Below are 21,419 nucleotides of genomic sequence, written 5' to 3'. Positions count from 1 at the left end.
GACGAAAAAGTCACACAAGTTCACATTCCTAAGCCGAAAGTCCGCCGGTTCCGGCCCCTCGATCCACGGAAACCGGTAGGGCATGACCCTTGCCTCCTGAGCCCCATCGGCGCGCGGGCGCCGCAGGAGCGAGGGTCATGTTCGACACGGAAGAAGCCGGCCAGCAGGCAGCGGCTCATGAGACGGGGGATGCGCCGCTGGCGCGGGACGGGGACGGCCACGGCACGCCCGCCCACGAGGGATCGGCCAAGGCGCTGAAGGGCCTGGCGCTGTTCGCCATGCCGGCGCTGATCGCGGGCTGTGGCGGCGGAGGAGGCGGCGGTGGCGCGGGCGGCGGCATCTTCCCGGGCGCGGGCGGCGGCGCCAACCCGCAGCCCGATCCGGCCACGCCGGCCGACACCGGCCCCTACCACTACCTGCAGGCCAAGAGCGACGCCGAAGCCGCGCGCTTCCTGCTGCAGGCGCAGTTCTCGGCCTCCGAGCCGGAGATCGCCGCGGTGCGCAGCCTCGGCTATCTGCCCTGGCTCGAACAGCAGTTCAGCGCGCCGCGTACCCAGACCGCCTGGGAATGGGTCGAGAGCCAGCCCTACAACGCCACCGACATCGACGCCACCGTCTGGCGCCAGCTCATGCTGTCGGGCGACGCGGTGCGCAAGCGCATGGCGCTCGCGCTCAGCGAGATCTTCGTGGTCTCGGCCAACGACATCGGCTCGAGCTGGCCGACGTACATGATGGCCCAGTACTGGGACATGCTGGCCGCCGGCAGCAGCGGCAACTTCCGCCAGCTGCTCGAGGCCGTGACGCTCAATCCCGCGATGGGCTTCTACCTCAACACGCGCGGCAACCAGAAGGAGAACAACCGCGGCCGCCAGCCCGACGAGAACTATGCGCGCGAGGTCATGCAGCTCATGAGCATCGGCCTGCAGCAGCTCGAGGCCGACGGCACGCCGAAGACCGGCGCCGACGGCCAGCCGCTCGACAGCTACACGCAGAACGACGTGACCCAGCTCGCGCGCGTCTTCACCGGCTACGACCTCGACATCAAGCCCGGCGAGGAGAACGGCTTCCGTCCGCCGGGTGCCAGCTACACCGTCGAGACGAAGGACTGGACCACGCGGCCGATGGTGCTCGTCGCGAGCCGCCACTCGATGCTCGAGGCCAAGTTCCTCGGCACCACCGTGCCCGCCAACACGCCCGGCGCCGCCGCGCTCAAGATCGCGCTCGACACGCTGTTCAACCACCCGAACGTCGGCCCCTTCATCGGCCGGCAGCTGATCCAGCGGCTGGTCACGAGCAACCCGAGCCCGGCCTACGTGAAGCGCGTGGCCGCGGCCTTCGCCGACAACGGCGCGGGCGTGCGCGGCGACATGAAGGCGGTGTTCGCCGCCGTGCTGATCGACGACGAGGCGCGCGCGCCGGCCGGCCTGGCCAGCCCCGACTTCGGCCGCCTGCGCGAGCCGATGCTGCGGCTGGCGCAGTGGGGCCGCAGCTTCGGCGCGAGCTCCACCAAGGGCACCTGGCGCATCGGCGACCAGAGCAATGCCAGCTACGGCCTGGGCCAGAGCCCGCTGCGTTCGCCCTCGGTCTTCAACTACTTCCGGCCCGGCTACGTGCCGCCGGCCACCGCCATCGCCGAGCGCAAGCTGGTGGCGCCCGAGTTCCAGATCGTCAACGAGTCCAGCGTGGGCGGCTACCTCAACTTCCTGCAGAACGCGCTGCCCTACGGCATCGACAACGGCGACGTGCGCGCCGCCTACACGGCCGAGAAGGCGCTGGCGCTCGACCCCGCGGCACTCGTGAAGCGGCTCAACCTGCTCTTGACCGGCAACCAGCTCTCGAGCGCCACGGTGAGCCTGATCGTCAACGCGCTCGCCACGCCCGCGCTCAACGCCAGCAGCAGCGAGGGCGCACGGCTCAACCGCGTCTACGCCGCCGTGATGCTGGTGATGGGCGCGCCCGAATACCTGGTGCAGAAATGAACCCCATGACCCCGACGAACACGGCCAGCCAGGAGCGGCGCCCATGCATCTGATCGATCCCGCGCGCCACACCCGGCGCGCCTTCCTGCGCCGCTCGGGCCAGCTCGCGATGGCCGGCACCGCGCTGCCGTTCGCGCTCAACCTCGCGACCATGGGCGAGGCCGCGGCCCAGGCCGCGCCCGGCGACGATTACAAGGCGCTGGTCTGCGTCTTCCTCTACGGCGGCAACGACTACGCCAACACGGTGGTCACCTACGACACCGACAGCTACGGCAAGTACAGCCAGATCCGCGGCGGCAACGGCGATGCCGGCGGCGGCATCGCGATCGCGCGCGCCCAGCTGCTGCCCACCTTGCTCGCGCCCACGCAGGCATTGCCGGGCGGCCGCCAGTACGCGCTGCATCCGTCGATGACCGCGCTGGCCGACCTGTTCCACAACGAGGGCAAGGTGGCGGTGCAGCTCAACGTCGGCCCGCTGATCGCGCCGATCACGCGCGCCCAGTACGACAGCGGCAACCGCAAGTCCTGGCCGGTGCCGCCCAAGCTGTTCTCGCACAACGACCAGCAGTCGGTCTGGCAGTCGTCCTCGCCCGAGGGCTCGACCGTGGGCTGGGGCGGCAACATCGGCGACCTCGTGCTGTCGGGCAACACCGGCGCGCTGTTCACCTGCATGTCGGTGTCGGGCAATGCCGTCTTCCTCTCGGGCGACCAGGCGCTGCAGTACCAGGTCGGCACCGGCGGCGCGGTGCGCATCTACAGCGTGGGCACCAACACCGGCAACCTGTTCGGTTCCGACACCGTCAAGGCCGCGATGCAGCAGCTCGCGCAGCAATCGCGCGGCCACACGCTCGAGGAGGAATACAGCAAGGTGGTCCGGCGCGCGGTCAAGGCCGAGGGCCAGGTCACGGCGGCGATCCAGAGCGACTTTCCCGCCGGCGCCTTCCCGGCCAACAACGGCCTCGCGAGCCAGCTCAAGATGGTCGCGCGCCTGATCCGCGGCCGCGCCTCGCTGGGCGTGAAGCGCCAGGTCTTCTTCGTCTCGATGGGCGGCTTCGACCTGCACGACAGCCTGATCGCCAACCAGCCCGGCCTGATGCAGCGACTGTCCGACGCGATGGCCGCGTTCCATCGCCAGATGGCGACGCTGGGACTCGCCGACCAGGTCACGGCCTTCACGGCCTCGGACTTCGGCCGCACGCTCTCGTACAACAGCGACGGCTCCGACCACGGCTGGGGCGGCCATCACTTCGTGGTCGGCGGCGCGGTGAAGGGCAGGGCGATCTACGGCACGCCGCCGCCGGTGAGCATCGGCAATACCGCGGCCGATGCCGACCAGTGGCACGTGGGTCAGGGCCGCCTGCTGCCCACCACCTCGGTCGACCAGTACGCCGCCACGCTCGCGCGCTGGTTCGGCGTGCCCGACAGCCAGCTCGACGGGATCCTGCCGAACCTGAAGAACTTCGGGCGCACGGCCAACGGCATCGCGTATCCGCGCGACATCGGGTTCATGGGATGAACATCATGGGCCACGTGACACTGATGGGCAGCCTCGACAGCGTCGAGGGCGGCATCAGCGTGGACTTCGGTCCGAAGCCGCGCCGCGAGGCACCGCCCGCGACGCCCGGCCTCGGCCTCGCGCGGCGCCGGCCCTTCGCCAGCGTCGCGGCCGCGATCGCGGCCATCGAGGCGCTGGACCGCGAGCTGCGCAAGTTCGAGCTCGCGGTCGACGACGTGCTGCAGGACTACCTCGGCGTGCAGATGGCGCAGATCACCGACTGCGCGCTGACGCGCGGCTGGGAGCCCGTGGGTTTCGTGCAGGACGAGGGCTTTCGCGTCTACCGCTACGAGCGCGTGCGCGGCCGCTCGAGGCAGGCCGGCGCGGGCCGCTGAGGCGCCGGGCGGCCAGCGCGGCGCCGCCTGTCATCGCACCGACACGAATCCGTCACGCAGCGCAGTCACCATCCGGCTCGCCCCGGCTGCGATGGTCCCGACGTCCACGGCCCGGCTCCTCCGAACACGCCGCGCATGCACCTTTCCTGCACCTCCTTCCTCGATCCGGCATGCCCGCAGCGGGTTCACAGCTCGCGGCGGGACTGATGGCGGTGGCGGTGCTCCTGGGCGGCATGCCGGCCGCGCGCGCCGACGCGCCACGGACCGCCGTGGCCGATCCCGCGGCGCCGATGCACTTCGACATTCCGCGCCTGCCGCTGGCCGCGGCACTGAGCCGCTTCCATGCGCAGACCGGCCAGTCGCTGCTCTACGACGACGCGATCGCCGACGGCCGCATGGCCGGCCCGCTGCAGGGCGAGCACACGCCCGAGGCCGCGCTGCGCGAGCTGCTCGCGGGCAGCGGCATCGTGGTGCGCTACACCTCGCAGGCGGCCTTCATGCTGATGCGGCCCGAGGCGCCCGCCGCCGGGACGTCGCCGGTTGCCGCGACGGCCGACACGCGAACCGCCATCGCGGCGAGCGCCGCGCGCCGCGCCTACTACGCGCAGCTGCAGGCCCGCGTGACCGCCGCGCTGTGCGGCGATCCCGTCACCATGCCCGGCAGCTACCGGCTGGCGCTCAACCTCTGGATCGATGCCGAGGCCCCGGTGGTCGAGCGCGTGGTGCTGCATGCCACCGGCAACGAACGGCGCGATGCGCGCATCGCCGCGCGGCTCACGGGCCTGGCGCTGGAATCGGCGCCGCCCGAGGGCCTGGCGCAGCCGATCGCGCTGCTGATCCTGCCGCGCCAGCCGGCGCAGACCGGCGACTGCCGCCCATGAGCGCCGGCCTGCTGAACTTCCTGGTCGAGCGCTACGACGTGCTGCGCCGCAAGCTCTCGCACCGGCTCGGCTCGGTCGAGCTGGCCGAGGACGTGCTGCACGACACCTACGTCAAGCTCTCGGTGCGCGCGCCGGCCGGCCCGGTGCACAGCCCGCAGAGCTTCCTCTTGCGCACCGCGGTCAACATCGCGATCGACCGCATCCGCGCCGACCGGCTCGAGCTCTCGGGCGAGGAGGTCGACGAGCTGCTGATGACCGACGAGAAGGCCATCGACCCGGCGGTCGCGGTCGAGGCGCGCATCGACCTCGAGGCGGTGGCACGCGCGATGGAGCTGCTGCCGCCGCTGCGCCGGCAACTGCTGTTCGCCTCGCGCGTCGAGGGCATCCCGCAGAAGGAGCTGGCGCAGCGCTACGCGATCTCGCTGCGCCGCGTCGAGCGCGAGATCCACCTGGCGCACGAGTTCTGCGTCGAACAGATGCGAGGGCCGCGCAAGGATTGAATTGGCGGTCGGCCCCGGCGCCGAACGTCCAGTCAGCAGCACACCGATGATCTCGAACATGGCCGACGACGATTCCGAAGTCCTTGCCTCCCGTCTCGACGAGGAGGCGCGCGCCTGGGTGCGCCGGCTGCGCTCGGGTGCGGCCACGCGCAAGGACGCGCGCCAGCTCGCGCAATGGCGCGCGCGCGGCCCCGGCCATGCGCAGGCCTTCGAGCGCGCCAAGCGCGAGTGGCAGGCGATCGGCGGCGTGGCGCAGGCACACCAGCGGCTCTTCCCCGAGGCCGCCGCCGCGCCGGGCCGCGCGGCCGTGCAGGCCGCGGTGGCGGTCGACACGCGCCGGCGCTGGCTGCTCGGCGCGGGCTTCGCGAGCGCGGGCGCCGCGGCCATCGCGGCGGTGGTGCATCCGCCGCTGGCGCTGTGGCCCTCGTGGTCCGAGCTGGTGGCCGACTACCGCACCGGCACCGGCCAGCAGGCCACGGTGACGCTGGCGGCCGACGTGGAGCTGATGCTCAACACCCAGACCAGCCTCGCCGTGCAGCCCGGCGCCGCGGCCGGCGGCGGCGAGCGCATCCGGCTGATCGCGGGCGAGGCCACGCTGCGGCGCGGCCCCGGCGCGCCCTTCGTCGAGCTGGTCGCGGGCGAGCTGCGCATCGTGCCCGGCGTGGGCAATGTCGCCGTGTGGCGCCAGGACGAGCGCTACCGCGTGAGCTGCATCGAGGGCCGCGTCGAGGTGATGCATCCCACGCGCACCGTCGCGCTGCGCGAGGGCGAGCAGATCTGGTGCGGCGCGACCGGCGTGTCGCCGGTGGCGCAGGTGGACATGGCGCAGACCCAGGCCTGGCGCCGTGGCGAGCTGGTGTTCCGCGCCACGCCCCTGAGCGAGGCGGTGGACGAGATCAACCGCTACCGCAACGGCCGGGTCGTGCTGGCGAGCGATTCGCTTGCGCGCCACCGGCTCAGCGGGCATTTCCGGATCAACGCGCTCGACGAGGCGATCGAGCAGATCGAGGTGCTGTTCGGCGCGCGCGCGACACGCTGGCCGGGCGGGATCGTGATGCTGGGCTGAGCGCGGCCGCGGGTCCGCAAAAAAAGTCGGATTTCCTTGGCGGGTCTTCGCTGCGCCAACGTCTAGGTCAGGACTTCAACGACCGACCCCGACGCCTACACGGACCCGCCACCATGTCTTCGACCCCGCGACGCGCCACCGACCGAACCCCGCCGCACCATCCACCCCGCGCCCAGGGCGCCATCCCGCGCCAGGCGCAGCCGCTGCATCCGGTCGCCTGGGCCATCGCCGGCCTCGCGATGGCGCTGGCCACAGGCGGCGCGCAGGCGCAGCGCGCCTTCAGCGCCGGCTGGATGGCGCAGAAGAACATGGCGCAGGCCACGGCCGCCGCCACCGGCCGGCTGCCCAACGGCCAGCCCGCCGCGCTGCTGACCCACCCGCAGGCGCAGCAGCAGCGCGCCAACGCCGAGCTGCAGCGCTCGCTCGACAACCTGCAGCTGGCCGCGCGCGGCATCGCGGCCCAGCAGGCGGCCCAGGCCGCGGCGCGGCTGGCCGCGCAGGGCGAGGCCTCGGTGCCCGACGGCCTGGCCGAGGGCGGCCTGCGCGTGGACGGCAACAGCCTCAGCGCCGGCTGGCTCAACGCGCAGGCACCGCAGCAGACGCAGGCCAACGGCCGCACCACGGTCGCGATCCGCCAGACCGGCGACCGCGCCATCCTCAACTGGGAGAGCTTCAACGTCGGGCACCACACCACGGTGGAGTTCCAGCAGCAGCCCGACTGGGCGGTGCTCAACCGCGTCAACGATCCGCAGGCGCGGCCCAGCCGCATCCAGGGCCAGATCAAGGCAGACGGCACGGTGCTGATCGCCAACCGCAACGGCGTGGTGTTCAGCGGCAGCAGCCAGGTCGACACGCGCAACCTGGTGGCGGCCGCGGCGCGCATCGGCGACGAGCAGTTCCGGAACAACGGCCTCTACAGCGCCCAGGTCAACGGCCAGCCGCAGCCGGTGTTCACCGACGCGCTGGGCAAGGTCGAGGTGCAGGCCGGCGCGCGCATCGCGACCCGGCAGCCCGTGTCGGTCACGCAGGGCGGCGGCTACGTGCTGCTGCTCGGGCACGAGGTCGAGAACGCCGGCAGCATCGCCACGCCGCGCGGCCAGGCGCAGCTCGCGGCCGGCGACAGCTTCGCGATCCGCAAGGGCGTGGGCACCGACGCCAACACCTTCTCGACCACGCGCGGCAACGAGATCGCGCCCCGGTTCGTGCCCGACAGCACGGCCGGGCTGGTGCGCAACAGCGGCCTGATCGTCGCGAGCGAGGGCGACATCACGCTGGCCGGCCGCACGGTGCGCCAGGACGGCGTGGCGCTCGCCACCACCACCGTCAACGCGCGCGGCACGGTGCACCTGCTGAACTCGGCGGCCGATGCCAAGGGGCGCGTGGCCACGGGCCGCGAGGCGGTCACGGCGGTGTTGATCGATGCGGACGACCGCTTCAGCGCGCTGGACAGCCAGCGCGACGTGCTGATGGCCGACTCGGCCCGCCTCGACCGGCTGCGCACCCAGGCCACGCCCGGCGTGTTCGACAACCTCTCGCGCCAGCAGGACCGCCGCGACCTGTCGCGCGTGGAGATCGTGTCGGGCGGCGACGTGCAGTTCGAGGGCGGCTCGCTGGTGCTGGCGACCGGCGGCCAGGTCGCGGCGAGCGCGGCGCGGCGCGTGCTGGTGGCGAACGAGGCACGGCTCGACGTGGCGGGCGCCGTCGGCGTGAGCGTGGCGATGGCATCGAACAACGTCCAGGTCAACATCCAGGGCAACGAGCAGCGCGACGCGCCGCTGAATCGCGACACCGGCAAGCTCAACAACGCCAACGTCTGGATCGATCGCCGGCGCCTGAGCTACGTGCCGGCCAAGCCGGGCGTGTACGACAGCGATCGCTACTACACCGCCGGCGGCCTGCTCGAGGTCGGCGGCTACCTGGGCAACCAGCCGCACGGCATCGGCGAATGGCTGGCGCAGGGCGGTACCGTCTCGCTGGGCGCGGCCGAGGTCGTGACGCAGCGCGGCGCCGCGATCAACCTGTCGGGCGGCTCGATCGACGTGCGCACCGGCTATCTCAACCAGAGCTGGCTCAAGGGCAGCGACGGGCGTCTGTACCGGCTCGACAAGGCGCCGGCCGACATGGTGTTCGAGGGCGTGTACCGCGGCTTCGAGGATGCGCATGCGCGCTGGGGCAGGAAGACCACCGGCTATTTCTACAACCCGCTGATCGGCCCGCAGCGCCTGCTCGAGAACGGCTACACGGTGGGGCGCGATGCCGGCCGGCTGGTGGTGAGCGCGCCCACGGCGGTGCTCGAGGGCGAGGTCGAGGCGACGGTGTTCCGCGGCCCGCGCCAGACGCAGGCGCGCAGCGCGGCGCAGGACGGCTATGCGCAGTCGCAGCTCGCGGTGGCGCGAGCCGGCACGCTGGCGCTGCGGCGCATGGGCGGCGTGGGCGTCGATGGCGCCTTCGACACCCGGGTGCGCATCGGCGAGGTCGCCGACGTGGCCGATGCGCTGGCGAGCGATCCGGCCGCCGCGCTGCCCGCCGAACGCATCGGCACCGCCTTCCTCGATGCCGCGCGGCTGTCCGGCTTCGGCCTGGGCGGGCTCGAGATCGTCGCCAACGGCGAGGTGCGCATCGAGCGCGCGCTGCGGCTGGCCGATGGCGGCCGGCTCGAGATCGTCGCGCCCACCGCGCGCATCGAGGCCGACGTGAGCGCGCGCGCCGGCAGCATCGTGGTCGGCAACATCGCGCCGGTGGCGACCACGAGCTCGCCGAGCCTCGGCACGCTGCTGGTGCGCGAGGACGGGTCGTCCAGCTTCGTGCTCGCGCAGGGCGCGCGGCTCGACCTGCGCGGCGCGTGGAGCAACCAGCAGCGCGAGGGCGGCGACGTCGACGGCGAGGCGAGCACCGCCTTCGTCGACGGCGGCAGCCTCTCGGTGCGCATGACGCACGGCAGCATCGCGCTCGAGCGCGGCAGCGTGGTGGACGTGTCCTCGGGCGCGACGCTGGCGCGCAACGGCCGGCTCGCGGGCGGGCGCGGCGGCAGCGCGAGCCTGCTGGCCGGCGCGGCCTTCGTCGAGACCAACCTCGAGGAGAACCCCGCCGGCGTGCAACTGCGGCTGGACGGCGAGCTGCGCGCCAGCGGCGTGCTGGGCGGCGGCACGCTGACGCTGCAGTCGCCTTCGAGCGTGGTGTTCGGCGAGCACGCCCTGCTCGAAAGCGGGCGACTCGCGGCCGGCACGGCGGTGCCGCTGGCGGTGGTGCTCGCGCGCGAGTTGCGCATCGGGCTCGGCGAGCGGCTGCCGATGCGCGCCTCGACCACGCTGAGCGTGACGGTGCAGGACGTCGCCCTGGCCGACTACGTCTCGGCCCAGATCACGACGCCGATCGTGACGGGCGCCGACTGGGTCGTGCCAGTGGGTGTCACGCTCGGCACCTCGCTCGGGTCCCTGGAGGCGGGCAGCCGGATGCCCGCCGGCACCCGCATCGACTACGTCCAGGGCCAGTTCGTGCCGGGCACCGTGCTGCCGTCGGCGGTCTTTCCCGCCGGCCTCCCGACCTTTCCCTACACCTTCACCCAGCAGGCCGGCGAGCGCGCCGCGATCCCGACGGTCTATGCGCCGGGACGGATCGTCGATGGCGGCACGCGCTTCGCGCAGGACGTCGACTTCGTGCCGGCGCAGCGGCTCGATCCGGCGCTGTTGCAAAGCGGCTTCTCGCGCTACCGCCTCACCAGCTTCGGCGGCGTCCTGGTGAACGAGGACCTCGCGCCGCGCGTGCCGATGCTGCGTGCCGCGGCCGATGCGCGCGAGCTGCCGAGCGGCACCGACACCGCGCGCGCGCTCGAGCGCTGGCTGCCGCCGCTGTACGCGGAGGATGCGCCGCGGCACCGCCTGACGGCGCGCACCGGCGCCGACCTGAGCCTGCACGGCGCCGAGCTGCTGCTGCCGGGCGGCGTGCAGATCGATGTCGATCCCGGCCGCCAGGCGCGGCTGGTGGCGCAGGGCCAGCTCACGGTCGAGGGCCGGGTGGTCGCGCCCGGCGGCGACATCGTGCTGACCAGCGCCGTCACGCGCGGCACGACCGCCCTGGGCCTCGCGCCGCTCGGTACGTCGATCTGGATCGGCGGCGACGCGGTGCTCGACGCCGCCGGCCGCGCGTACACCGCCTTCGACGGCGACGGCCTGCGCTACGGCATCGCGCCCGACGGCGGCTCGATCCGCATCGGCCTCGAGGACTACACCCGCGCCAGCCGCGATTTCCTCAAGACCACCGGCGCGCACGTGATCATCCGGCCCGGCGCGCGGCTCGACGCCTCGGGCGCCTACGCCGAGGTCGACGCGGCGCAGGACAACCTGCCGCCCGGCGGTGCGCGCCTCCAGCGGCTGGCCGGCGACGGCGGCCTGATCCGCATCGGCTCGTCGCGCGGCATCCTCAACGACGGCAGCCTGCGCGCCGCCGCGGGCGGCGAGGGCGCGGCCGGTGGCACGCTGAACCTGGCGCTCGAGAACCCGCCGGGCAACGCGCACCGCGTCCAGGTCATGACGCTGACGCAGGACCGCGTCGCCAGCGGCGCCGCCGCCGGCCTGCGGCCCGGCGTGGCCGACGGCTCGCTGGTCGATGCGCGTGCGCGCCTGAGCGCCGAAGAGGTGCGCGCGGGCGGCTTCGGCACGCTGGAACTGTGGAACCGCGACATCCTCGAGATCGAAGGCGACCTCGAGCTGCGGTTGCCCGAGAGCCTGATCCTGCGCCGCGGCGCCTTCGCCGCTTCCACGGCCGCGCCGCCCGCGCGGGTCGTGCTGGCCGCGCCGTACGTGCTGCTCGACGGCAAGGTCGCCATCGAGGTCCAGGCGCCGGAATTCCTGTCGGGCCTGGTGCCGCGGAGCACCTCCACCGCCAACAGCGGCCGCCTCGACATCCAGGCCGAGCTGATCGACGTGCGGGCCTCCAACCTGTTCGGCCCAACCGGCGTGAGCCAGGGCCTCGTGGCCACGCCCTTCGGCTGGCTGGTCGAGGCCCGGCCGCTGGACCTCCACGGTTTCGACGAGGTGGCGCTGACCAGCCGCGGCGACGTGCGCTTCACCAACGGCACGCTCGAGACCGGCGGCAACCTCACGGTGACCGCGGCCCAGCTCTATCCCACCACCGGCGCCACCGGCGAGCTGCGCGTGGCCCTGCGCTCCGTCATCGGCCAGACGGACAGCTACGATCCCGCGCGCCGGCTCACGATCCGCGGCACCGGCGCGCCGCCCGCGATGCCGGCCTCGGCCTTCGGCACGCTCACGCTGGCGGCGGCCACCATCGACCAGGGCGGCGTGGTGCGCGCGCCGCTGGGCTCGATCATCTTCGGCACCAAGCCCGCCTTCGGCATCGGCACGCCGCCGCTGCGCGAGCAGATGTTCGAGGTGCTGCTGCGCGACGGCAGCCTCACCTCGACCAGCGCCGCCGGCATGGTGATGCCCTACGGCGGCACCGTGGACAACATCCGCTACGCCTACAACGGCCAGACGGTCGAGTACCTGCCGCTGGGTTCGGTGGCCGGCCGGCCGGAGCTGTATGCCGAGCAGTTCGTGCGCCCCGGCGTGGCCTTCGGCCAGTCGCGGATCACGGCCGAGGCGGGCGCGGTGCTCGACGTGTCGGGCGGCGGCCGGCTCACCGGCGCCGGCTTCTTCACGGGGCGCGGCGGCTCGGTCGACGTGCTGCGCACGCCGCTGGTCGACGCCAATCCCTTCTACGGCTTCAGCAGCGCGGGCGCCGGCGTCTATGCGCTGGTGCCGGGCTTCGCGGGCGGCTACGCGCCGGTGGCCCCGGATGCGGGCGCCGGCGCGCCGCGCATCGGCCAGCAGATCCGCTTCGATGCGCCCGTGGGCGGCCTGCCCGCGGGCACCTACACGCTGATGCCCTCGACCTACGCGCTGCTGCCCGGCGCCTGGCGCATCGAGCTCGGCGGCGGCTCGGGCCAGGCCTTCGAGTCGCTGCGCGCCAGTGGATCGGTGCGCGCCAGCGGCTACCTCGGCATCGCCAACACCGCCGTGCGCGACGCGCTGCCCACCGCCGTCACGCTGACGCCGGGCAGCGCGGTGCGCAGCCTCTCGCAGTACAACGAGACCAGCTACGCCGACTTCGCGCTCGCGCGCGCCGCCACCTTCGGCGAGGTGCGCGCGCGCCTCGAGCGCGACGGCCAGAGCGTGCACATCGACACCGGCAGCGCGACCGGCCGGGCACTGTCCTTCGAGGGCGTGGCGCGGCTGCGCGGCGAGGCGGGGGCGGGTTCGGGCAGCGCGGCCGCGCTCGACGGCAACCTGTTCCTCACCGGCCGGCGCGCGGCGGAGGTGGTGGCGCCGGGCGCGGCGGCCACGCCGGGCTTCGTCTCGTTCGACGCGGCGCAGCTCTCGGCCTTCGACGCGGGCACGCTGATCGTGGGCGGCGTGTACGGCCTGCGCGACGTGTTCGTGGTGGTCGGCTCGGGCCAGGTGCCGGTCGGTCCGCACGTGGTGATCACGGGCGCCGAGCAGGCGGCCGTGGTCGTGCGCGACGGCGCGCGGCTCGCGGCGGGCCAGGTCTTCCTGACCGGGCACGAGGTGCGCGTGGAGCGCGGCGCGCTGGTCGACACCTCGCGCAGCGGCACCGCCGGCTTCGATTCCAGCTACGGCTACGTCTACCTCGATTCGGCGAGCCAGGGCGCCAACGCGATCCTCGCGGTGGGCAACGGCGTCTACGACTTCGCGCCGCCGCAGGGCGATCCGTCGGCGACGCGGGGGTCGATCACCATCGCGGACGGCGCGATGCTGCGCACCCGCGGCACCGTGAGCTTCCTGAGCAGCGGCCCGGTGACGCTCGGCGAGGCCGAGATCAACGCGCGCTACCTGGCCATGGCCGCGCCCGCGATCAACGTCGGCACGCGCGAATCCTTCGCGGCCGCCGAGGCGCAGGGCGCGATCGCTCCCGGCGTGCGCCTGAGCCAGGAGATGCTCGAGCGGCTGCTGCGGCCCACGGTGCCGGGCCAGACGCCGATCGAGCAGCTCACGCTGACCGCGGGCAACGCGCTCAACTTCTTCGGCAGCGTCGACCTCGACCTGCGCGCGGCGCACGGCGCGGGCATCGCGCCCGCGGTGCTGCAGCTGAACACGCCCGCCGTCTACGGCTGGGGTTCGGCGGGGGACAGGGCGCGGATCGCGACCGACACGCTGATCTGGAACGGCCTGTCCACCGGGGCGGGCACGCCCGAAGCGCCGTTCGCGAGCCGCGCGCCCGGCGCGGTGGCGCCCGGCGGCCCGGGCACCGGCGCCGGCAGCCTCGTGGTCGATGCGCGCCGCATCGAGTTCGGCTACGGCCCGCTGCAGCGGGCGCAGGACCAGGTCGCGCTCGACCGGCTGATCCTGGGGTTCTCGCGCGTCGGTCTCGACGCCACCGAGCGCATCACGGCCAACCGGCGCGCGACGCTGTCGGTGTACCGCGAGGGCGCCGATGCGGCCAGCCGCCGTGGCGGCGAGCTGCTGCTGAACACGCCGCTGCTGACCGGCGAGGCGGGCTCGTTCATGGCCTACCGCGCGGGCGACGCGGTGCGCGTGACGGCGCCGCAGGGCGCGGGCCGCGGCGGCGCGGGCGTCGCGGGTGCCGAAGCACTGGGCGCCGAAGTGCGTCTGGCCGGGCGCTCGATCGAGCTCGACACCGCCGTGGCGCTGCCCAGCGGCCGGCTGGTGCTGGAGGCCGAGCGCGACGTGCGGCTCGGCGGTGGCGCGGCCATCGACCTCGCGGGGCGTGCGCTGGGCTTCTTCGACCTCACGCGCTTCAGCAGCGGCGGCGACCTGCTGATCGAATCCGCCCATGGCGCGGTCGAGCAGGCCGCCGGCTCGCGCATCGACGTCTCGGCGGCGGGCAAGCCGGCGGGCTCGGTCCGCGTCACCGCCACGGGCGCCGACGGCCGCGTGCAGCTCGCGGGCGCCATCCTCGGCGCCTCGCCGGCGGCGCGCGAGTCCGGCAGCATCGACATCCGCGCCCGCTCGCTCGACGACTTCGCGGGACTCAACCGGCGCCTGAACGAGGGCGGCGTCTTCGGCGGCCGCGGCTTCGTCGTGAAGACCGGCGACCTCGCGATCGGCGACGAACTGCGCGCCAACCGCATCGAGGTCTCGGCCGACGGTGGCTCGCTCACCGTCAACGGCCGCATCGACGCCAGCGGCGAGGACGTGGGCAGCATCCGGCTGGCCGCGCGCGACCGGCTGCTGCTGGCGCCGGGCGCGGTGCTCGATGCGCATGGCACGCGCCTGGCGCTCGACGGCCGCGGACAGGTCATCGAGGCCTCGAACCGCGCGCAGGTCGAGCTCGCATCCGCGGCCGGCACGGTGCGGCTCGACGCCGCCGCCACCATCGACCTGCGTTCGGCCGACGCGGTGGCGCGCGGGCGCCTCGAGATCAACGCAGCGCGCCTCGGCGCCGACGGCGTGGCGGTGGACGCGGCCGCGGGCCTCACGGTGCGCGGCGCCGAGAGCATCGCGGTCAATGCCTTCGCGCGCCACGCGCCGGCCGATGGCGTGGTCGACAGCGCCTACCTCGAGACGCTGCACGCCGACAGCCGCGCCTTCATCGACGCGGCGAATGCCAGCGGCGCCACCCGCGCGCGGCTCGCGGGGCTGCGCGCCTTCGGCGATGCCTTCCACCTGCGCCCCGGCCTGGAGCTGCGCAGCGAAGGCGACCTCACGGTGCGCGGCGAGCTCGATTTCTCGGGCTGGCGCTATGGGCCGGGCGCCGATGCATCGCGGCGCGGTTCCGGCGAACCCGGCGTGGTCGTGCTGCGCGCGGGCGGCAACCTGGTGATCAACGGCAGCATCTCCGACGGCTTCGCGCCGCCACCCGACACGCCCGACGACTTCGGCTGGAGCCGGCGCCCCGACGGGCAGGGCCGCATGATGGTCGTGGCCGACATGCTCGCGCCGGGCATGCGCTCGTGGTCGATGCGGCTGGTGGGCGGTGCCGACCTCGCGTCGGCCGACACCCGCGGCGTGACCGCGGCATCGCTGCTCGGCGCGCGCGGCGACGTGCTGCTGGACGATCCGCACCTCTCGTCGACGCAGTCGGGACCCGAGGACGCGATCTCGGTGGTGCGCACCGGCACCGGCTACCTCGACGTACTGGCCGGGCGCGACTACCGGCAGTCCTCGCGTTTCGGCGTCTACACCGCCGGCACCCAGATCGCCGGCAGCGAAGCGTGGGACGCCCCACGCGCGCGCACCTGGGACGGCTCGGTGCTCGGCTACCCCGACTACGAGGCCACGCTCAACGCGCGCCGCATGTTCTTCACCGAGGGCGGCGGCGACCTGCTGCTGTCGGCGCAGGGCGACGTGCGCGGCTTCGCGATCGGCGACACCAGCAACCTCAAGTCGAGCAACGGCATCGGCTACTGGCTCTGGCGCCAGGGCGGTGCCGAGTTCGGGCAGCGCGCGGCCTGGGGCATCAACTTCGGCCAGTACACCGTGTCGCCGCTCTCCGGCGGCATCGAGCTGGCGGGCTTCGGCGGCATCGGAACGCTGGGCGGCGGGCACCTGAGCGTGCGCGCCGGCGGCGATGCCGGATCGACCTCGAACCTCGGCCTGGCCGACGTCGGCGGCACGACTTCGGCGCTCGACCTGGTCGTGGCTTCCAGCGGCCGCGTGGGCGCCGACGGCACCGTGCTCGCATCGGGCGGCGGACGCCTGAGCGTGGACGTCGGCGGCCGCATCAACGCCGGCCGCGATATCGGCGAGATACCGACCACCGGCGGCCAGCTCGTCAACCTGCGCGGCGACAGCCGCGTCAGGGCGGGCGCGGTGGGCATGACGCTGGAATCGGGCTACGGCCTGAAGTCCGATCTCGACCCGCGCGCGGTCGACGCGCAGGCGCCGCGCGACCGGCTCGGCTACGGCTGGCTCGGCCTGGTGGTCGGCGACGGCACCATGGCCGTCGATGCGCGCGGCGACCTGATGGCGCTCACCTCGCGCGACGCCGGGCGTGTCGTGCTGCTCGGCGGCGCGACGCAGGCCTCGTTCGACGGGCAGGAGAATCCGGCGCTGACCTCGTTCACGCTGTGGACCGAGCGCAGCGGGCTCGAGCTCTTCTCGGCCGGCGGCGACATCCAGCAGCGCAAGTCGATCACGAACAACGGGGAGTGGATCCGCTACGACCCGGGCCGCCTGTCGGCGATCGCGGCCAACGGTTCGATCGCCACCAACATCACGCTCGCGCCCTCGCGCCAGGGACGGCTCGAACTGCTGGCGCGCGACCGGGTGTCCGGCACCTCCGCGATGTCGAGCGGACCGTTGTCCGCGCTGGCGACGCCCGAGCGCCCGCTGTGGCTGATGGGTTCCCCCGGCGCGTGGGTGGCCAGCAACTTCTACGGCCCGCTCGATGTGCCGTCGCCGGAAGCGGACCTCTACGACCTGCTGATCGAGGGCAGCGTGCTGTTCGGCCACGGCGTCGACCGCGCGACCCTGCTGCACGCACCGGGCAGCGAGCCGATCCGCCTGTATGCCGTGCGCGGCGACATCCTGGCCAACACCGGCCGTTATGTCGCGCGCTACGAGGGTGGCGCCGCGGTGGAGAACTTCTACATCGCCGGCAAGCCGGTGCAGATGCGCGCCGGCCGCGACATCATCGCGACCGGCTACATCGCGCACAGCGGCGCGCTCGACGTCTCCCTGCTGGATGCGGGGCGCGACGTGCTGAACGCCACGCTCGACGTGGCGGGGCCCGGCCTGCTGGACGTCTCGGCCGGGCGCAACATCCTGCAGGGGCAGCCGCTCTTGGGCAACCAGGTGAGCGCATCCACGCTGCGCAGCATCGGTCCGGTCGCCGAGGGCGACACCCGTCCCGGCGCCTCGATCGTGCTGTCGGCCGGCGTGGGCGCGGGCGGGCCCGACTACGCCGGCTTCGCCGCGCGCTATTTCGATCGCACCAGGCTCGCCGATGCCGCCAGTCCGCTGGCCGACCAGGCCGGCAAGGTCGCGAAGACCTACGAGGACCGGTTGCTGGCCTGGCTGCGCGAGCGCTTCGGCTATGCGGGCGGTGCCGAGGGCGCGCTCGCGGCCTTCCTCGCGCTGCCGGCCGAGCAGCAGGGCGTGCTGGTGCGCGAGGTGTTCTACGAGGAATTGCGCCAGGGTGGCCGCGAATACAACGACCCCGAGAGCCGGCGCGCGGGCAGCTACCTGCGCGGGCGCGAGGCGATCGGCGCCTTGCTGCCGCCAGCCGATGCCCAGGGGCAGCCGGTCGAGCGGCGCGGCAGCATCGTGTTCCAGGGCGCGGCGGGCACGCACACGCTGTTCGGTGGCGGCATCCAGGTGCTCGCGCCCGGCGGCGGGCTCACGCTCGGCGCCAACGGCGTGCTGCCGCCACCGAGCACCGGCCTGCTCACGCAGGGCGAGGGCGCGGTCGAGATCTACACGCGCGACAGCGTGCTGCTGGGCCTCTCGCGCATCATGACCACCTTCGGCGGCGGCATCCTCGCCTGGTCGGCCGAGGGCGACATCAATGCCGGGCGCGGCAGCAAGACCACGCTGGTCTACACCCCGCCCAAGCGCAGCTACGACGCGCTCGGCAACATCCGGCTGTCGTCGAACGTGCCGAGCACCGGCGCCGGCATCGCCACGCTGGCACCGATCGCCGAGGTGCCGCCGGGCGACGTCGACCTGATCGCGCCACTGGGCACCATCGACGCGGGCGAGGCCGGCATCCGCGTCTCGGGCAACGTCAACCTCGCGGCCTTGCAGGTGGTCAACGCGGCCAACATCCAGGTCAAGGGGGAATCGAGCGGCCTGCCCGTGGTGGCCTCGGTCAACGTGGGCGCGCTCACCAGCGCCAGCGCCGCCGCCTCGCAGGCCGCGATGGCCGCGCAGGACTCGGTACAGCGCGAACGCACGGCCGCGCGGCAGGCGCTGCCCTCGGTGTTCACGGTGCGCGTGCTGGGCTTCGGCAACGAGCCCGTGCCCGGCACACCCGCCGCGCCGGCCGGCAACGATGCCGCGCCGCAGCGCACCGGCTATCGCAGCGGCAGCGCGGTGCAGGTGCTCGGCGATTCGGCCATGGGGCCGGCCGAGCGCAACCAGCTCACGCCGGCGGAGCGGCGAACGCTGGGGTATTGAAACGAGGCGAGGCCGCGGCGCGGCCTCGTTCCCTCAACGCCCCGGCATCAACGGCGACACCGGCGCCACCGTCGGCGGCCGCTGCGGATACACCGAGGTGCCGAAGGTATTGCCCATGCGGGTGCTGGTGGCCGCGCGGTTGAACAGGCCGAGCTGGTTCGAGGGCCGGTTGGCGATCGCTTCCGAGGCCAGCTGGGGCGTGCCGTCGGTGTCGCGCGGCGCCGACGCGGGCGGGCGCATCTTCTGCGTCAGGCAGTCGTAGGAGGGGGCGCGCTCGCCGTTCACCGTCACTTCCATGCAGGGATTGGCCGGGGCGGCTTCCTGCGCCATGGCGCCCAGGCTGCCGAGGGCGGCCAGCATCGCGATCCATCCACAGGCTGCGCGCATCGAAGTCTCCGATCCCTGGAAGAAAAAAACGCGCCAGTGTAGGCCGGAAACAAGTCGCGGCGGTGTCGCGAACTCGGGAGTCCGGCACCTGTCATGGGTCGGTCATGTCAGCCGAATAGCCTCAGGCCGCGAACATCTAGCCAGGCCGCGAGGCGGACGGTCGCGCCCCCACTTTCTCCCCGCAGCACTTCCTTGCCTCTCTCCTCCGCCTCATGACACGTGCTTCCGCCTCGGGCAGTGCCCTGTCGCTGTCCTGGTGCCTCGTCGTGCTGCTGATGATGGGCGCGCGCTTCGCCCACGCGCAACTGCCCGGTCCGCGCGAGGGGGCCGGCGCGCTGAACTTCGACATGCAGGCGCAGCCGCTGCAGGATGCGCTGGCCGAATTCGCGCGCATCACCGGCCATTCGGTGCTGGTCAGCAGCAGCCTGGCGGAGGGCCGCACGGCCTCGTCGGTGCAGGGCCGGCTCGCGCCGCGCGATGCGCTGCGGCAGTTGCTGGTGGGATCCGGCCTGGTGGCGCGCTATGTCGGCGAACAGTCGTTCACGCTGGTGCCCGAATCGGTGGCCGAGGCGAGCGCTCCCGTGGCCTCGCGCGACGAGGGCAGCGGCCGCAGCGACGAAGCCGCCGCCGACCTGCGCGACTACGCGGCCGCCTTGCAATCCTCGATCACGCGCGTGCTGTGCATCGCGCAGCCCGATGCCTTCGGCCGCTACCGGCTCGGCGTGCAGCTGTGGATCGACGCCGACGGGGCGGTGCGCGACATCCGGGTGCTCGAAGGCAGCGGCCAGCGCGAGCGCGATGCGCGCGTGCTGCGCAGCCTGCGCGACCTGGCCCTGGACGCGCCGCCGCCCGCGCTGCCGCAGCCGCTCACGATCCTGCTGACCCCGCGCACCGACCCGGCGCGCGATTGCCGGCCCCATCGGTCGCGCGCGGGCTGAGGGAGCGGCGATGCCCGACCGCTTCAAGGCCGCACTGCGGACGCTGTTCCTCGCGCGCTACGCCCAGTTCAGGAAGCACCTGCACATGCGGCTGGGCTCGGAGGACCTGGCCAACGACGCGCTGCAGGAAGCCTACCTGCGGGTGGAGAACAGCACGGTGCGCAGCGAGGTGCGCTATCCCTCGGCCTACCTGTTCCGTATCGCGCTCAACGTGGCCGAGGACCAGCGCAAGAGCAACGCGCGCCTGCTGAGCGTGGGCGAGGTCGAGGCGCTCTACGACATGGCCGACGAGATGGCCGACCCGGCGCGCGGCGCCGAGGCGCGCGACCAGCTCGCGGCGCTCGAACGCGCGCTGGCCGAGCTGCCGCGCCGGCGCAAGGCGATCGTGCTGGCCGCGCGCGTGGACGAGATGCCGCACAAGGACATCGCGACGCGCTACGGCGTCTCGGTGCGCACGGTCGAGAAGGAATTGCGCGCCGGCCTCGAGCATTGCTGCGAGCGATTGGGCCGGGATTTCATCCAGCGCTTCGGTCCTGGCGCCGGAAAACAGTCGAAGCAAGATGAAGGCTGAAAACGATGAAGCCGCGCCCTTCGACGAACCCGGAGATCCCGACGCGATGAAGACCCTGCAACGCGAAGCCCAGGCCTGGGCGGTGCGTCTGGCCTCCGGCCAGGCGAACGAGGACGACGCGCGCGCCTTCAAGGCCTGGTGCGCGCGCAGCCGCGCGCATGCGCAGGCCTTCGCGCAGGCGCGCGAGGTCTGGCGCGCGATGGCGCCGGCCGGCCTGCAGCTGCGCCGGCAGGAAGAACGCGCGGCGCGCCACCGGCTGCCGCCGATGCCGGGCCGCCGCGCCTGGCTCGGCGGCGCGGTGGCGGCCTCGGTCGCCTACCTCGCGGTGTCGCCGCCGCTTGGGCTCTGGTCGCCGGTGACCGACTGGAACGCCGACTACAGCACCGCGACCGGCGAGCAGCGCGAGGTGCACGTGGCCGGCGGCGTGGTGCTGCAGCTCAACACGCGCACGCGCGTGAACCTGCGCCGCGCGGCGGGCGATGGCGGCGGGGGCGACAGCGTCGAACTCGTGGCCGGCGAGGCCGAGTTCGCCAACGAGGCCTCGGGCTCGGCGCGCTTCACGGTCACGGCCGCGGGCGGCACGGTGTCGGCGCAGCGCGCGCGCTTCAATATCCGCAACCTCGACGGCGAGGTCTGCCTGACCTGCCTGTCGGGCCAGGTCGAGGTGGCGCGCGGCACGCAGCGCGTGCGGCTCGACGAGGGGCGGCAGCTGCGCTGGAGCGCGGCCGGCCTGGGCGCGGTCGCGGCGGTCGATACCGGCGCGGTCAGCGCCTGGCGCCGGCGCCAGCTGGTGTTCGACCGGGTGCCGCTGTCGGAGGTGGTGGCCGAGGTCAACCGCTACCGCCATGGCCGGCTGGTGATCACCAACGCGGCGCTGGGGCGCACCAGGGTGCAGGCCAGCTTCTCGATCGACCGGCTCGACGACGTGGCCTTCCTGGTGCGCGACGTCTATGGCGCCGAGCTCACGCAACTGCCGGGCGGCATCGTGCTGCTGGGCCTGGCCAGCGCCTGAACGCCGGGGTGGCGCGGGCCGTTCGTGAAGTTTTCGTGACATGGTGCAGTCGCGCCGTGGCTTCGCTGTCATAGCTCGGTAGACCACGAGGCCGCGG

11 protein-coding genes are annotated in these 21,419 nt (G+C 73.6%); 10 read left to right on the top strand and 1 reads right to left on the bottom strand.

Annotated elements, in window-relative coordinates; genetic code table 11:
* Positions 1–137 precede the first annotated feature (137 nt).
* The 7 genes from AC07RV_RS10020 to AC07RV_RS09990 all read left to right on the top strand — a co-directional run bounded on the left by AC07RV_RS10020 (position 138) and on the right by AC07RV_RS09990 (position 18,414).
* Positions 138–1,979, top strand: coding sequence for a DUF1800 domain-containing protein (locus AC07RV_RS10020; RefSeq protein WP_296787935.1), 1,842 nt, complete (start codon positions 138–140; stop codon positions 1,977–1,979).
* A gap of 43 nt (positions 1,980–2,022) precedes the next feature.
* Positions 2,023–3,495, top strand: a complete 1,473-nt coding sequence (locus AC07RV_RS10015) for a DUF1501 domain-containing protein (RefSeq protein ID WP_296787937.1) — start codon at positions 2,023–2,025, stop codon at positions 3,493–3,495.
* A gap of 5 nt (positions 3,496–3,500) precedes the next feature.
* Positions 3,501–3,869: a hypothetical protein gene (locus tag AC07RV_RS10010; protein WP_296787939.1), complete on the top strand. Its 369-nt coding sequence runs from the start codon at positions 3,501–3,503 to the stop codon at positions 3,867–3,869.
* A gap of 170 nt (positions 3,870–4,039) precedes the next feature.
* On the top strand, positions 4,040–4,750 hold the full coding sequence (locus tag AC07RV_RS10005) for an STN domain-containing protein (protein ID WP_296787941.1): 711 nt from the start codon (positions 4,040–4,042) through the stop codon (positions 4,748–4,750).
* Entirely contained in the window at positions 4,747–5,250 is a 504-nt protein-coding gene (locus tag AC07RV_RS10000) for an RNA polymerase sigma factor (RefSeq protein ID WP_143129107.1), read from the top strand. The genes AC07RV_RS10005 and AC07RV_RS10000 overlap by 4 nt, the downstream gene beginning before the upstream one ends.
* A 46-nt stretch (positions 5,251–5,296) precedes the next feature.
* On the top strand, positions 5,297–6,316 hold the full coding sequence (locus tag AC07RV_RS09995; protein ID WP_296787944.1) for a FecR family protein: 1,020 nt from the start codon (positions 5,297–5,299) through the stop codon (positions 6,314–6,316).
* A gap of 113 nt (positions 6,317–6,429) precedes the next feature.
* The gene (locus tag AC07RV_RS09990; RefSeq protein WP_296787947.1) at positions 6,430–18,414 is read left to right on the top strand and encodes a putative filamentous hemagglutinin family protein; all 11,985 of its coding nucleotides are present in this window, start codon (positions 6,430–6,432) and stop codon (positions 18,412–18,414) included.
* A gap of 33 nt (positions 18,415–18,447) precedes the next feature.
* Here AC07RV_RS09990 and AC07RV_RS09985 read toward each other — a convergent pair whose 3' ends face one another.
* Positions 18,448–18,801, bottom strand: a complete 354-nt coding sequence (locus tag AC07RV_RS09985) for a hypothetical protein (protein ID WP_296787950.1) — start codon at positions 18,799–18,801, stop codon at positions 18,448–18,450.
* 212 nt (positions 18,802–19,013) lie between these two features.
* On the opposite strand from AC07RV_RS09985, the gene AC07RV_RS09980 reads away from it, so the two are divergent.
* From AC07RV_RS09980 to AC07RV_RS09970, 3 genes are read left to right on the top strand one after another with little or no spacing between them, the layout of a single operon-like run.
* Positions 19,014–19,739 carry a secretin and TonB N-terminal domain-containing protein gene (locus tag AC07RV_RS09980; RefSeq protein ID WP_296787953.1) on the top strand — a complete coding sequence of 242 codons (726 nt, stop codon included), beginning with the start codon at positions 19,014–19,016 and terminating at the stop codon, positions 19,737–19,739.
* Positions 19,740–19,749: 10 nt separating this feature from the next.
* Positions 19,750–20,310 carry an RNA polymerase sigma factor gene (locus tag AC07RV_RS09975; protein WP_093341874.1) on the top strand — a complete coding sequence of 187 codons (561 nt, stop codon included), beginning with the start codon at positions 19,750–19,752 and terminating at the stop codon, positions 20,308–20,310.
* Positions 20,311–20,356: 46 nt separating this feature from the next.
* On the top strand, positions 20,357–21,322 hold the full coding sequence (locus AC07RV_RS09970) for a FecR family protein (protein WP_296787958.1): 966 nt from the start codon (positions 20,357–20,359) through the stop codon (positions 21,320–21,322).
* Positions 21,323–21,419 lie beyond the last annotated feature (97 nt).

The organism is Variovorax sp. GW821-FHT09B01 (assembly GCF_059418345.1).
Note: the sequence above shows the minus strand (reverse complement) of the source record. Positions and strands in the feature narration are given on the sequence as shown.

Coding starts and splice junctions, on each gene's coding strand:
- AC07RV_RS10000 (WP_143129107.1), top strand. CDS start 4,747: ATGAGCGCCGGCCTGCTGAACTTCCTGGTCGAGCGCTACGACGTGCTG.
- AC07RV_RS09975 (WP_093341874.1), top strand. CDS start 19,750: ATGCCCGACCGCTTCAAGGCCGCACTGCGGACGCTGTTCCTCGCGCGC.
- AC07RV_RS09980 (WP_296787953.1), top strand. CDS start 19,014: ATGACACGTGCTTCCGCCTCGGGCAGTGCCCTGTCGCTGTCCTGGTGC.
- AC07RV_RS09985 (WP_296787950.1), bottom strand. CDS start 18,801: ATGCGCGCAGCCTGTGGATGGATCGCGATGCTGGCCGCCCTCGGCAGC.
- AC07RV_RS09995 (WP_296787944.1), top strand. CDS start 5,297: ATGATCTCGAACATGGCCGACGACGATTCCGAAGTCCTTGCCTCCCGT.
- AC07RV_RS10020 (WP_296787935.1), top strand. CDS start 138: ATGTTCGACACGGAAGAAGCCGGCCAGCAGGCAGCGGCTCATGAGACG.
- AC07RV_RS10010 (WP_296787939.1), top strand. CDS start 3,501: ATGGGCCACGTGACACTGATGGGCAGCCTCGACAGCGTCGAGGGCGGC.
- AC07RV_RS10015 (WP_296787937.1), top strand. CDS start 2,023: ATGCATCTGATCGATCCCGCGCGCCACACCCGGCGCGCCTTCCTGCGC.
- AC07RV_RS10005 (WP_296787941.1), top strand. CDS start 4,040: ATGCCCGCAGCGGGTTCACAGCTCGCGGCGGGACTGATGGCGGTGGCG.
- AC07RV_RS09990 (WP_296787947.1), top strand. CDS start 6,430: ATGTCTTCGACCCCGCGACGCGCCACCGACCGAACCCCGCCGCACCAT.
- AC07RV_RS09970 (WP_296787958.1), top strand. CDS start 20,357: ATGAAGACCCTGCAACGCGAAGCCCAGGCCTGGGCGGTGCGTCTGGCC.